The following is a 13,012-nucleotide window of genomic DNA, read 5'->3' on the forward strand; positions in this document are numbered from 1 at the left end:
TATTTTTGGTAAATAAAAGTTGATTTAAGCGTTAATTTTAATTACTATAATATTAACTAAAGTATACTATATTAATCTTTTAAATCCGAATAATCAATAAGATAAGGAATTTATCAACCATGAATGAACAATATTATGAGTTAACTACGGCCACTGTAAATCATTCAACCACACTTTTAAATACGCAGATAAAACCCGTAATACCTGCTGCTTATATCGTTGAGCTATTAGTGATGTGGGGGGCTTACCATCGCTATATTACTCGCTGTGGTTTTTCGCGTCGTAGCGCATTTTTCACCACTTTAAATGTTCATCAAAGCCCCGTTATTATTTCTCAAGATGTTGATATTATTGATGCTATTTTGTTAAAGCTAAAAAACTCATTATCAACTAAACAGCAACAACAATATCGCATTATTGACGCTTATTATAAAGGTGTTGATTTAGCGGTAGATGGTTATGATTGGAGCCAAAAGTTGACTATTCGTGAGATTGCAGCGTTACTAAGCTTACCTAAATCAACCGTGTTGAATCGTAAAAAGCAAGCTGAGCAGTATATTGCGAGTCAAATTATCGATAAAGTTAACTTTGAGTCTATTTTTGTTAAATAAAAGTTGACTTTTGGGACGGGGAGTGATATTATTATTCCACAGTGAAAAATTGTATATAACCACCTTAAAGGTGGTTTTTTTATATGAAAAAATAATAAAAAATTTTATTAGCCCTAATAGCTTATTAGGGCTTTTTTTTATGACCAAATACAGGAGTTCGCGGAAAAATAATAGCTATGTGTACTTATATACATAAGAGCCGCGTTAACTCCTTTCTATTAACATTTACCTATGGTTTTGGTATGGATAAATACTCATCTCCAATTTCTTATTTTTGGGGGGCTTTATGTACGCTTTTAGGGGCATTAAGTCTTAATGATATTGCCATGATTATTGGCATATTACTGTCGATTGCGACATTTATAATTAACTGGATATACCGAAGACGGGATTTTTTGCATAAAAAAAAGCTAAGGGAAGAATACTATGCCAAATATAACCAAGATAACAACAGGCGTGATCTGTAGTGTATCGGTAATCATTGGCATTGTTTTGAGCGACTACGCAGATGATATTCGAACAAGTAAAGCGGGGCTTGAAATTATTGGCAATGCCGAATCATGTCGTCGTGAGCCATATCATTGCCCTGCGGGAATTTTAACTATTGGTATTGGCTCAACAACAGGCATCATCGAACAACGTAAATATGATAATAATGAAATTGCTAATCGTTGGGTTAGCGACATTAAAGCGGCTGAACAATGTGTAAATCAATTTGCTAACGGTGCAAAGCTGCCACAATCTATTTTTGATGCCGCCGTATCAATTACCTTTAATGTTGGCTGCACAAAAATGAAAAGTTCGACGATGTATCGATATCTTAATGTTAGCGAATATAAAAAAGCGTGTAATGAATTGCCTCGTTGGAATAAATCAAACGGTAAAGTATTGAATGGTTTAGTCATTCGAAGAGAAAAGGAACGTACATTATGTCTAATCGATTTAAGTTAATTCTTGCAAGCGTTGCAATATTAATTTTACTCTTTTTAGGGTTTATTTGGATTGATATCCGCAATACTTATATTGAGCTAGGGGGCATTAAAACCGAGCTTTCACAGATCAAAGCTGAATTTAAGCGATATCAAGTATTAGCACAAAAAGTACGAGACATTGATGATAAATTTACTCAGGAGCTCACTCATGCAAAAGCTGAAAATAATAAGCTGTACAATAATGTTATCAATGGTATTGGCCGGTTGCAGCTCAACATCAATAAAGCCGCCACCGCCAACTTGGATGATGCAAAAACCTGCGAACTCACTGGAGAAACTCGACAAAATTATTATTTACTCCGAGACGACATCATCACCAAAGACAACATGATTGTCGCCTTGCAAAAATATATCACCAATATTTGCTTAGCTAATTAACGATTATTCCACTTACTTAGGCCGACTTATGTCGGCTTTTTTTATTGCCTAAAACTATGAAAGGATCCTAATTATGATCGAAACTGACATTGAGCTTGCCCTTATATCGCTTTGTGATGGACGCATTAGCCCATTAGTTGCAAAACCTGGCACTGAAACGCCGTATATTTGCTATCGAAAAAAATCTGAATCATCAATTGATGTCTTTGATGGACCAATTGGTGCGACATATTGTTTTCAAGTAAATGTTTTTGCCGATGATATGAAACAAGCTGAAACGATTAAAAATCAAGCGTATGAAAATTTGAAATCTCTGCAGCCTTATAATATTAAAGGGATGCAGCGTTATGATAAAGATAAAGCACTATTTTGCGCAACGTTAGAGTTTTCGCTTTAATTTCTCGTTATTTTTTTGTTGTAAGGTGTCATTATAGTGTAAAAATTAAGATGATAAAGCAACATTAGAACCACTCTTTTTAAAATTTAAAGCCAACCTTTATTTAATTAATGCTTGGTTTTTTACTCTATGCTATGGATAGCTTTCAGTCTTTTGTAGATCCATGAAGTATGACTATCGCCTTATATATAGTATTTAAATATATACCATAAAATAACTTAAAAAGGGAAACGCAAATATGAAAATGACAAATCACGTATCGAGTGCTTCTAAAATTGACGCTAGCTCAATCGCTGTTGACCAAGCATTACTAACGGCAGCTAAAGCAGAAAAGGAAGCACTAATAAGAACATTATTATGCTTAGTTTATATGGAAAGCGGCTCAACAGATAAAATCGGTATCGAGGAAATTAGCTATCAATTAGAGCAAGAATTAAAAGACTTAGGTTTTAGTGTTACTCGTCATCCAAATAACGGCTCCAACGGTGGGCTTGTTGGTATTGGTGATAATCTTGTCGGTGTATTAAAAGGAAATGGTGGTAAAAATATTATGCTACAAGCCCACCTAGATACTGTCTACCCTCGAGATACGATAAAAAAATCACCTTTTTATATTAATGGAGACTTTGCCTATGGTCCGGGAATTGCTGATGATAAAGGTGGGATTGCAGTAATACTACATAGCCTTAAATTACTGAAAGATAGGAATTTTAAAGACTTTGGCTCAATTACCGTATTATTTAATACCGATGAAGAGCAAAGCTCTGTTGGTTCAAAAGACTTAATTACTTCAACGGCGGAGTTAAATGATTATATTTTATCTTTTGAGCCGACAACGATCAATCCAGAAGGTTTAATTTTAGGTACGTCAGGCGTTGGCACGGCAAGGGTTAAAATTACCGGTAAGGCAGCTCATGCTGGGGCTGAGCCAGAAAAAGGCGTTAATGCGCTTATTGAAGCAGCTGATTTGATACTACGCACGGCAGATTTAGATCAAGGGCCTAATGGATTACGTTTCAACTGGACAATGGCTGAAGGCGGCGAAGCAAGAAACGCCCTACCCGCTCATGCAAGTTTATTAGCTGATATTCGTTTTCCAACTAATGAACTCTTTGACGCTTTCAAGCCAGTATTGGAAGCGAGAGTTGCTAATCAAAAACTTGCTGATACTAAAATTGAGCTACTTGTCGATATAACTCGGCCAGCCTTTGATGTCACTGCCGATAGCAAATTACTCATTGATAAAGCCGTTGAGATCTATAAGTCAATTGGCCATAATTTGGTAGTTATTCCTAAAACGGGCGGAGGAACAGATGCTGCTTTTGCTGCACTATCAGGTAAACCCGTTATTGAGGCTTTAGGTTTGCCTGGCACCGGATATCACTCTAATAATGAAGAGTACGTCAATTTAGAGGCAATACCACGCAGGCTTTATTTAACCTCTAAATTAATTATGTTACTTGCACAAGGCAAATAATATCAATCTACCGGGCATATTAATATGCCAATCTAACTCAAATATTTATTTGAGTTATAACTGAGTTCTTATCGAGCAATCAATCACAGCCACTTCTAAGGTGGCTTTTTTTATTTATGGAGAAAATTAATGGCGAGTAAATATGAATTAACCCAAGGAACTAAATTAAGTGTATCTAAAGCTGCCGCAACGGAAGCAAATGCTGCAACTGCAGTATGGCTTGATCTTGGCGGCACCGTCACTGAATTTAGTTATAACGGCGGTCAAAAATCAGATATTGAAGTGACAACGCTAGCATCGACAGAACAAGAGATGACTAACGGCTTACCTGCGCCTGGCGAAATTACATTTTCAGGTAACTGGGTTATTGATGATGAAGCACAAAAAGCATTACGTGCCGCTTATGACAACGACGCAACTCATGCATTTAAAATCACGTTTCCATCAGGTAAAGGCTACGCGTTTATGGCTGAAGTGCGTCAAAACAGCTTCTCAGTGGCTAAAGGTGCAGTGGTAACAGCGTCTTATACATTACGCATGAAAGGTAAATTAGTTGAAATCTAATTAATAAGGAAGCGACATGACAAATTTAAAAAAATTAATTTCTGCTAAAAATGCCGGCTTCCGAACGACCACACTGACCGTCCCTGAATGGGGCGGTATTACTGTGGTACTAAGGGAACCATCGGTTGGTGCATGGTCAATTTGGGCCGAAACACTACGCCAAATTGAAGATAACAATGATGCTGATGATAAACATAGTAAACGCATTGAAGCAGAAGCCATCTTATTTGCCTCAACCTTATGCGATGAAAAAGGTAATATTATTTTTGATGGTGAATACGATGATCTTATTGCTAATTATGGCCCTGTTCATTCCCGTTTACTTAATCAAGCATTAGAACTATCTGGAATGGGTAAAACGCCGATCGAGGATGCTAAAAAAAAGTAGCCGACAACGCCGATCTCTTTTTTAAAATGAAACTCGCTTTAAGGCTTGGTATTACACTTTCAAAGCTCGAAGAATCAATGACAGCACGTGAATTTTATTTATGGATTGGCTTTGACAAGTTAAGCCCCATTGGCGATGAGCGTAGCGATATTCAAGCCGCCCAAGTGGCTGCTGCCATTTATCAATCTAAAGGGGCGAAAGTCGCGTTATCTGAATGTTTGCTCGATTTTAGTGGTAAACAGAAAAATGAAAATATACAAACATTGGAATCATTGTTTGGGCAGTTAATAAGTAGGTAAAATATGGGATCAAAAAGTGATGTAAATGATGGGCTTACTATCCTTGGTTCGACTCTTCAGAAAATAGGCCAGGCAGATTCTATACCTCATTTCATAGGATTAGTTGGCGATACATTGATTGAGACATCGAAAATAATTCAAGAAAAAGAGCAACAAATAAAGCAAGATGCATTAGCCGCTACTAAAAATATTGCAGTAAATGCAGCAAAATTGGATAGCGCAACGTATAATCAATTAAATGCTATTGGTTTGGATACATATAAAGACTTTATTAATAGTGGTCAATATATAAAAACGATTCAGGACGAAATTAATCAGCTTAATGCTAAAATTGATTATATAAAATCGGGTAATATAAATGATTTTTTAGATACGCACTTAAATGGTGGAAGAGATAAGGTTGAATATGAATTAAGTGAAGAGCTAATTTATAAATTAGCTGAACTGGACGATGCTAAGGGTAATGATAAGAAACTGCGTGATTTTTATTTAGAAATCAGAAAGCATCAAAATGCTCAAATTGGTCCTCCTCTACCTAAAGATTATAAAGAACCAGAATTACAAAAATCTATAAGCCAAGTTAGTGATTTACAACAATACCAACAGCAAACTCAGTCCTTGCTAGAACAAGCTAGTCTTTATCAAAATATACTTAATTATCAAGGTATAAGCGTGGATTTAGCTCAAGAACGTCTTAATTGCCTTAATAAAGAAAACCAAAAGATTGTTGAAAATACCAATATTCAAAATGAATTTCAAAAGCAGAAAGCATTAGAAGATGAAAAAAAACAGCGCCTTGAGGAAGGGCAGAAATTAGTTGATCAATATAGCATACCTCCATTATCTGAAACTGAAAAAGTCGATAAAGATGAAGAGAATAAAATTAAAAAATTAAATGAATGGTATTCTCTTAGCCAGGAATTAGACCGCAATAATAATGAAATTCTACTAGAGCAAACACAATTATATCATGATGCTAAGACAGCAATAGAAGAAGAGGCATCTAAGAAGCGCCAAGATATTTCGAATGCGGAGAATATTGTATTACTCAACTCATCAAGCCAATTATTTGGTTCTATGGGCGATTTGATTGGCGCATTTGGTGGAGAATCAAGCAATGCTTATAAGGCAATGTTTGCAATAAGCAAAGGATTCTCAATTGCCAGTGCAACCCTGAGTATGTTTACTAATATAGGAAAAGCAACCGAAATGGGCTTTCCTGCCAATTTACCTCTTATTGCGCAAGCTATGGCACAAGGAGTGTCAATTGTCTCGTCGATAAAAAGTACAAATTTATCCGGTATGGCTCACTCAGGCATTGACTCTATTCCAAGCGAAGGGACATGGTTATTAGATAAAGGTGAACGCGTGGTTGATGCGCGTACTAATGCCGATTTAAAAAATTTTTTACAGTCCTCAAATCAAAGCCAATCAGGCTTTAGTGTTAACGTGCCAGTATCGATTAGTGGTGGTGATGTATCTGAAGAAGATGGCAAGCAACTTGGTAGCATGATTAAACAATCGGTAATGAGTATTATTCAAGAACAACAACGGCCAGGTGGCGTACTTAACCGATATTAATTTTATTTTCTAAAACCCCGCAACTGCGGGTTTTTTATTGCATAAAATTTAAGGTAACCATATTTGGGGAAAATTATGGAACAATTTCATTGGCATGTTATGCCAAATATGACAGAGCGCACGCAGCCTAGGGTCAAAACCATTAAATTTGGTGATGGCTATGAGCAGCGGCAACAAGATGGCATCAATAGTGATTTAAGAACCTATGAAGTGACATTAAAAGTACTAAGGCAAGAATCACAGTATATTGATCGCTTTTTAAGTGAGCATAAAGGTGTTAAAGCTTTTTTATGGCGTGAACCTAATCGCCACCGTATTATCACGGTTAAATGTCCAACTTGGTCAACTTCTGTTGAAAATACCGTTACAACGATAACCGCAAGTTTTGAAGAGGTCGTCGCATGATCTTACAAAATAGCTTATTAGAGCTAAATAAAATCGAACAAGATGCAATAATTGAGCTATTTGAAGTTGATTTAAGCAAAATTGTTGGTGATAAAACGATATTCCGCTTCCATAACGGCATGAATGAAATGCGTCAAGCAATCATTTGGCAAGGTAATATTTATGAACCTTACCCAATTAAAGCGCAGGGCTTTGAAAAAAGCGGACAAGGCACCAGTAATCGGCCAACCTTAACGGTAGCTAATATTTCAGGACTAATTACCGGATTAAGTCAGGATTATGACGATTTACTTGGCGCTGTTGTAACGCGGCATCAAGTAATCGTTAAATTTTTAGATAGTGGTAACTTCAATGGGGGCAACCCAGCAGCTGACCCTACTCAAGAAGTCATATCAAATTATGTGATTGAGCGATTAACCAATTTAAATTCTGAAACAGCAAGCTTTGAACTGGCACTGCCGTGCGAATCCGATGGTGCATTAATTCCAGCTAGAGTAATAATTGCTAACACCTGTACTTGGCAATATCGTTCATCAGAGTGTGGCTATACGGGTAAAGCTATTGCCGATGAGTTTGATAAACCAACTGATGATCTGAGCAAAGATAAATGTAGCCGCTGCTTAAAAGGGTGCAAGTTCCGTTTTGGTGAGCACGGCATTTTACCTTTTGGTGGTTTTCCTTCCGCAGCAAAACTCTCTTAACGAGTGTAATGGATGATGAAAAAACAAATTTTAAAGCATGCAAAAGCGTGTGGTGATAATGAATGCTGCGGGCTTATTATTGAAAATAAACGGTATATTGCGTGTAACAATATTGCCCTTGATCCTCAAAATAATTTTGAAATTTCACCCGATGATTGGGTGGGCGCTGAAAATCAAGGCGAAATAACGGCAATAGTTCATTCTCACCCCAATGGTTTGCCTATTTTAAGTCAGACGGATCAACTATTTCAAAAACAAACTAAACTCGACTGGTGGCTAGTTTGTCATAACAAAATTTACCAATTTAACGCCATTAAGCCACTACTTGGTCGTGATTTTAAGCACGGTGTAGATGACTGTTTAACCATGGTGATTGATGCTTATATGCTAACTGGCATCACTATCCCTAATTATGAGCGGCAAGATAACTGGTGGAATAAAGGCCAAAACCTTTATCTCGACTTATTACCCATCAATGGCTTTTATCAAGTTGATGATATTCAAGAGGGCGATATTATTTTGGTCTGTTTAGGCACTAAAGTACCTAACCATGCGGCAATTTATATCGGTAACCAGATGATGTTACATCACTGTCCAACACGCTTATCAACACGTGACTTATATAACGGTTATTGGCTTAAATACACACACTCAATTTGGAGGCATAAAGCATGGCAACCATCCGTTTTTATGGCGATCTTAAACAATATGGCACTAAATTTAAACTAAATGCCGACACAGCAGCCGAAGCACTTAATGGCTTATATCTGCAAATAAAAGGCTTACGGCAAAATATTATGAATGGCTATTTTCGCGTCCGCATTAATGGCCATGATATGACAGAGGATAGCTTGAAATTTGGTATGCATACTAAGTTAACCGAGGATGCGGTGATCCATTTAGTTCCTCAAGTTGCTGGGGCGAAAAGTGGAATATTTAGTGTCATTGTTGGTGCAGTATTAGTTGTTGTTGGTGCCATGACGTCATGGGTTGGCGGGGGAGTGCTAATGGCAGCAGGCATTGGGCTTATGGTGAATGGTATGACAATGATGTTAACTAAATTACCTACAACGAATAGCACCGACGAAAGTACCAGCAAAAATACCTCTTTTTCCAGTTTGGATAATACCATTGCACAAGGTGCGCCAGTGCCGCTTTGTTATGGCACGATGAAAATTGGGTCTAAAGTACTTTCACAAGGTTTGGAGACAATATAATGGGTAAAGGTGGCGGCAAGCAAAAAACGCCTAAAGAGGCAGTTGATAACTTAAAATCTAAGCAGCAGCTTAATATTATTGATCTTCTTTGTGAAGGGCAAATTGAAGGGCCGGTAAATGGTTTACAAAGTGTTTTCCTTAATGATACGCCAGTTCAAAGTAGCGATGGCGAATATAATTTTAAAGGTTTAGAAGTTGAATGGACAGCAGGAACGCAAGCACAAGAGCCATTATCGGGTTTTGAATATACTGAAAATGAAGTCCCCGTTAATCTAGAAGTTAAACAGATAACACCCATTGTTAGAACCGTTACCGATCCGAATGTTGACCGAGTACGCGTTACCGTTGGTGTGTCGGCAATGTATGCACAAGATAACGATGGCAATATTAATCCAACAACCGTTAGAATGTTGGTACAAGTTGGTTCAGGTAACTCTTGGCGCACTGTTGAAACGGTTGAATTAAAAGATAAAAAAACTCGCAGTAAATATTTGCAATCGGTTATTTTAGACCATTTACCCGAAACCCCATTTAATATTCGAATTGTGCGTGAAACAGCAGATAGCACCTCGTCTAAAATAATCAATGGTACATTATGGTCATCATATACCGAAATTTATGATATTAAACTTGCTTATCCGAATACTGCAATAACCGGGCTTAAGTTTGACTCTGAGCAGTTTAATGGTATTCCAAAACGAAACTACTTAATTAAAGGGATGATTGTTAAAGTTCCTGATAATTATAATTCCGATTCGCGAGGCTATGATGGTTTATGGCTAGGCAATTTTAAACTGGCATGGACAGATAATCCCGCTTGGATTTTTTATGATCTGTTGACCAATGGGCGCTATGGACTCGGCGAACGGTTAGGTAGTTTTGGTGTTGATAAATTTATGCTCTATTCAATTGGTCAGTACTGTGATCAGTTAGTTGATGATGGATTTGGCAATCAAGAGCCGCGTTTTACCTGTAACTGCTTTATTACTAGCCAGCGTCAAGCCTATGATGTGATTAATGACCTTTGCTCAGTATTTAGAGCAATGCCTGTATGGAATGGTACTCAACTAACTGCCATTATGGATCGGCCCAGCGATATGGTGGCGGTTTATACCAATGCCAATGTGGTAAAAGGCCAATTCAATTATTCATCTTCCGCGCAAAAGCAGCGCCATTCGGCAGTGCATGTCCGCTATGTTGATCCCGATAATGGCTGGAAAACAGCGACAGAATACGTTGCCGATGACGATCTTATTCGCCGCTTTGGTTTAAATGTTGCCAAAATAGAGGCTTTTGGTTGTACTTCGCGTGGGCAGGCACATCGCATTGGTAAGTGGTTGATTCAAACTGAAAAGCTTGAAAAACAAACCGTTACATTTGCTATCGGCCGTGAAGGGCTTCGGCATCTACCGGGTGATATTATTGGCATCGCCGATAATGACTACGCAGGCGCTAAGATTGGCGGACGCATTGTTGAGGTTAATGGTAATAGTGTAACACTTGATCGCGAGGTTAAGCTTAGTAATATCAGTAGTGCCTATTTAACCTATACTAATTCGAAAGCCGAATTAGTAAGAGTCGCCATTCAAGCGCAGCCAAGTCCAAATCAGTTAGTTTTAGTCGATGAAGTTCTTGCTGATACATGGTCGGTTTGGATGTTAATTGATCCAGCATTAAAACCTCGCTTATTTAAAGCACTCAAAATTGGTGAAAATGATGATGGCTCGTATTCAGTTACTGCACTCGAACATCAGCCCAATAAAGAGGCGATTGTTGATGCTGGCGCAATCTTTGAAAATGATACAAATAGTGCATTTAGCCTTGCTATTCCGCCGGTTGAACAGCTACAAATTGAAGTGATGCCCGAATCAGATCGCTATCAAGGCCGCCTAACATGGTCAACACCACGTACGATTAATAACTTACAATTTGAAGTGAAAATATTACGTGATGATTTGTTAATTAGTCGTGAGGCGATTAATACCACTGAATATTTCATTACTGACTTACAGCAAGGTCATTTTAATGCCAGTGTGCGCGGGGTAAGTGACCAAGGCAAGCTGGGTGATGAAACGATGATTGCTTTTTCAATTGCGCCACCAGCAAAACCTGCACAAATTTTATTGACGCCAAGTCTGTCGAGTGTCGCCATTCGTCCGCTCACAACGGCAATAAGTAGCTTAGGTACCCAGTATGAATTTTATAAAGGGCGAACTCAAGAGGAAGTAATCGCTCGCAGTTATTACCTCGGTCGTGGAATGACAATGATCGATCAAGACTGCTTACCAGATAGTGAGTATTGGTATGGCGTTAATGCGATTAATGTGGTTGGCCGCTCTGAGATGCTGATTGCCAATACGAAAACCCTAATTGCTGAAAACGGTGCTGGCGGTATGTTTCGCCTGCAAACTGACGATGGAATATTCCCAGCTAATGACGAGGCTAATAAACTCTTTTTAGCTAATTTTGGTTTTTACCCAGCTCGAGATGCGGTATTGATGGTTTATGCCTTAGATCTAAAAGGTCAAATTAGTCATAAAGAAGCCAAAATGTATGATGGCGGTAAATGGGTTGAACCTAAACTATTCCTTGATGGTGATCTGATTGCTGAAGGCACGATTCGCGGTGATCGAATTACCGCAGGTTCTGAAATTAATGCGCCCGTTATTCGCGGAGGACAAATTAATATAAATAATAAATTTATCGTTAATGAGAATGGTGAGACAACAATTCAAAGTGCTCTGTCAGGCGGAAGACTTGTAATAAATAATGAAACAATTATTGTTTATGATGAATCCGGTAGAGTTCGAGTTAAATTAGGAAAACTAATATGAGTTACGGAATGTTACTAAATATTAATGGCGTTGATATTAATTTTGACTCAAAATTTACTGCTTATAAGCTATTAAAATCTATAAATACGAGTAGTTTGTTTTATCCTAATAAAAACCAATTGATTGAGAGAAATGTTTGGGTTAATACAGGAGCAGTTATTCCTGATGGTTATAATTATTTAGTGATGTTATCAAGAGGGGATTGTTATGTTACTTATATTGATAAGTGGAACAATGATAGATCATACAATTTGGTAACCCATTCTGGGTTTAGATATCAAATGAACGAGAAAAGAGAGATCTGGGCTAGTTACTTCTGCGGCGGTTCATATGATTATAATTATATTGATCAAATGATTTGGATACTAATTTATCCTGAAATAAAGCCTCAAGGACTTTATGGTATTGGTTTTAATGGTGTGGGTGAGGGGTTTTCTGGTATTACAGATATTGATGATTTTACTTCTGTAGTTTGGTCTGGGGATGTTAACATTACTCCTAAAGGTATTTCTCCGACAGACATAAATTCGAGTTTTGATAAAAAAATGTTGTGTTTTTTTTATTGGGAAGATTCAAATATTACAATGACTCAAATACTAACAGATGATGATGACTGGGATTCTACTTTTTTGAGCTATGGACGATATTACGCGAGTAATTCTGCAGGAAATCCAACTAATTTAAAAGCTAAAATGGTTATATTTGGCGAAAAATCACTAAAGCGTCAAGATTTTGGATTTGAGATTTATAATGAAAAGGAACAACTTGTTTTTAATGGTACAGCTGGTACATTCCATCATCCTAGTATGATTGAAACAAATGCTCTCTCGATCAATCAAGAAATTTTTATATCAGAAATTAAGCGCCCAATGATTAATCCTCGCTCTATTGGTGGGATTATGTATGATTATAGTGTTGGGCGAGGTAATAATGATCTATATGATATATCTTTTTCAAACACAGGTACTTCCCTTTTTGTTAGACGCGGTGTGAGAGATCCTATTGCTAGATCTAGGCATTATGCAGGTACATTTTTTTCTAATATTCCTTATCCTGTTCTCGATGCTTCTAATTATTTTAACTTTGAAAATTAGTATACAAAGTAATTGATCTTTTATTTTTAGTTTAATTATTTATTACTATTTTTTAGATATCAACTCATTTTTAT

Annotated in this window: 15 protein-coding genes; all 15 read left to right on the plus strand. The window is 37.3% G+C overall.

What is annotated here, in order from left to right; genetic code table 11:
* Window positions 1-119 precede the first annotated feature (119 nt).
* The 15 genes from RHO14_03600 (at window position 120) to RHO14_03670 (ending at window position 12,938) form a co-directional block, all read left to right on the plus strand.
* On the plus strand, window positions 120-611 hold the full coding sequence (locus RHO14_03600) for a hypothetical protein (protein ID WVD71889.1): 492 nt from the start codon (window positions 120-122) through the stop codon (window positions 609-611).
* Between the two features lie 426 nt (window positions 612-1,037).
* Window positions 1,038-1,562, plus strand: coding sequence for a lysozyme (locus RHO14_03605; protein WVD71890.1), 525 nt, complete (start codon window positions 1,038-1,040; stop codon window positions 1,560-1,562).
* Window positions 1,541-1,981 (plus strand): lysis system i-spanin subunit Rz, encoded by a 441-nt coding sequence (locus RHO14_03610; protein ID WVD71891.1) that lies wholly within the window; start codon window positions 1,541-1,543, stop codon window positions 1,979-1,981. Before RHO14_03605 ends, RHO14_03610 begins: the two co-directional genes overlap by 22 nt.
* Before the next feature lie 73 nt (window positions 1,982-2,054).
* Window positions 2,055-2,378 (plus strand): hypothetical protein, encoded by a 324-nt coding sequence (locus RHO14_03615; protein WVD71892.1) that lies wholly within the window; start codon window positions 2,055-2,057, stop codon window positions 2,376-2,378.
* A 238-nt stretch (window positions 2,379-2,616) separates the two neighbouring features.
* Window positions 2,617-3,855, plus strand: coding sequence for a glutamate carboxypeptidase (locus RHO14_03620; protein WVD71893.1), 1,239 nt, complete (start codon window positions 2,617-2,619; stop codon window positions 3,853-3,855).
* A 129-nt stretch (window positions 3,856-3,984) separates the two neighbouring features.
* Window positions 3,985-4,419, plus strand: a complete 435-nt coding sequence (locus tag RHO14_03625) for a phage tail tube protein (protein ID WVD71894.1) — start codon at window positions 3,985-3,987, stop codon at window positions 4,417-4,419.
* A 16-nt stretch (window positions 4,420-4,435) separates the two neighbouring features.
* The gene (locus RHO14_03630; protein WVD71895.1) at window positions 4,436-4,807 is read left to right on the plus strand and encodes a phage tail assembly chaperone; all 372 of its coding nucleotides are present in this window, start codon (window positions 4,436-4,438) and stop codon (window positions 4,805-4,807) included.
* Between the two features lie 26 nt (window positions 4,808-4,833).
* Entirely contained in the window at window positions 4,834-5,106 is a 273-nt protein-coding gene (locus RHO14_03635) for a DUF4035 domain-containing protein (protein ID WVD71896.1), read from the plus strand.
* 3 nt (window positions 5,107-5,109) lie between these two features.
* The gene (locus tag RHO14_03640; GenBank protein ID WVD71897.1) at window positions 5,110-6,687 is read left to right on the plus strand and encodes a hypothetical protein; all 1,578 of its coding nucleotides are present in this window, start codon (window positions 5,110-5,112) and stop codon (window positions 6,685-6,687) included.
* 75 nt (window positions 6,688-6,762) lie between these two features.
* Window positions 6,763-7,092 (plus strand): phage tail protein, encoded by a 330-nt coding sequence (locus RHO14_03645; protein ID WVD71898.1) that lies wholly within the window; start codon window positions 6,763-6,765, stop codon window positions 7,090-7,092.
* Window positions 7,089-7,793 carry a phage minor tail protein L gene (locus RHO14_03650; GenBank protein ID WVD71899.1) on the plus strand — a complete coding sequence of 235 codons (705 nt, stop codon included), beginning with the start codon at window positions 7,089-7,091 and terminating at the stop codon, window positions 7,791-7,793. The genes RHO14_03645 and RHO14_03650 overlap by 4 nt, the downstream gene beginning before the upstream one ends.
* A 12-nt stretch (window positions 7,794-7,805) precedes the next feature.
* On the plus strand, window positions 7,806-8,522 hold the full coding sequence (locus RHO14_03655) for a C40 family peptidase (protein WVD71900.1): 717 nt from the start codon (window positions 7,806-7,808) through the stop codon (window positions 8,520-8,522).
* Window positions 8,465-9,010: a tail assembly protein gene (locus tag RHO14_03660; protein ID WVD71901.1), complete on the plus strand. Its 546-nt coding sequence runs from the start codon at window positions 8,465-8,467 to the stop codon at window positions 9,008-9,010. Before RHO14_03655 ends, RHO14_03660 begins: the two co-directional genes overlap by 58 nt.
* Entirely contained in the window at window positions 9,010-11,844 is a 2,835-nt protein-coding gene (locus tag RHO14_03665) for a phage tail protein (protein WVD71902.1), read from the plus strand. The genes RHO14_03660 and RHO14_03665 overlap by 1 nt, the downstream gene beginning before the upstream one ends.
* Window positions 11,841-12,938, plus strand: coding sequence for a hypothetical protein (locus RHO14_03670; GenBank protein WVD71903.1), 1,098 nt, complete (start codon window positions 11,841-11,843; stop codon window positions 12,936-12,938). The genes RHO14_03665 and RHO14_03670 overlap by 4 nt, the downstream gene beginning before the upstream one ends.
* The last annotated feature ends 74 nt before the right edge of the window (window positions 12,939-13,012 follow it).

The sequence above is a fragment of the Orbaceae bacterium lpD04 genome, assembly GCA_036251935.1.
GTDB lineage: Bacteria > Pseudomonadota > Gammaproteobacteria > Enterobacterales > Orbaceae > Orbus > Orbus wheelerorum.

Excerpts from the sequence above, each read along its gene's own strand:
- RHO14_03600 (WVD71889.1), top strand. The coding sequence starts at position 120 with ATGAATGAACAATATTATGAGTTAACTACGGCCACTGTAAATCATTCA.
- RHO14_03605 (WVD71890.1), top strand. The coding sequence starts at position 1,038 with ATGCCAAATATAACCAAGATAACAACAGGCGTGATCTGTAGTGTATCG.
- RHO14_03610 (WVD71891.1), top strand. The coding sequence starts at position 1,541 with ATGTCTAATCGATTTAAGTTAATTCTTGCAAGCGTTGCAATATTAATT.
- RHO14_03615 (WVD71892.1), top strand. The coding sequence starts at position 2,055 with ATGATCGAAACTGACATTGAGCTTGCCCTTATATCGCTTTGTGATGGA.
- RHO14_03620 (WVD71893.1), top strand. The coding sequence starts at position 2,617 with ATGAAAATGACAAATCACGTATCGAGTGCTTCTAAAATTGACGCTAGC.
- RHO14_03625 (WVD71894.1), top strand. The coding sequence starts at position 3,985 with ATGGCGAGTAAATATGAATTAACCCAAGGAACTAAATTAAGTGTATCT.
- RHO14_03630 (WVD71895.1), top strand. The coding sequence starts at position 4,436 with ATGACAAATTTAAAAAAATTAATTTCTGCTAAAAATGCCGGCTTCCGA.
- RHO14_03635 (WVD71896.1), top strand. The coding sequence starts at position 4,834 with ATGAAACTCGCTTTAAGGCTTGGTATTACACTTTCAAAGCTCGAAGAA.
- RHO14_03640 (WVD71897.1), top strand. The coding sequence starts at position 5,110 with ATGGGATCAAAAAGTGATGTAAATGATGGGCTTACTATCCTTGGTTCG.
- RHO14_03645 (WVD71898.1), top strand. The coding sequence starts at position 6,763 with ATGGAACAATTTCATTGGCATGTTATGCCAAATATGACAGAGCGCACG.
- RHO14_03650 (WVD71899.1), top strand. The coding sequence starts at position 7,089 with ATGATCTTACAAAATAGCTTATTAGAGCTAAATAAAATCGAACAAGAT.
- RHO14_03655 (WVD71900.1), top strand. The coding sequence starts at position 7,806 with ATGATGAAAAAACAAATTTTAAAGCATGCAAAAGCGTGTGGTGATAAT.
- RHO14_03660 (WVD71901.1), top strand. The coding sequence starts at position 8,465 with ATGGCAACCATCCGTTTTTATGGCGATCTTAAACAATATGGCACTAAA.
- RHO14_03665 (WVD71902.1), top strand. The coding sequence starts at position 9,010 with ATGGGTAAAGGTGGCGGCAAGCAAAAAACGCCTAAAGAGGCAGTTGAT.
- RHO14_03670 (WVD71903.1), top strand. The coding sequence starts at position 11,841 with ATGAGTTACGGAATGTTACTAAATATTAATGGCGTTGATATTAATTTT.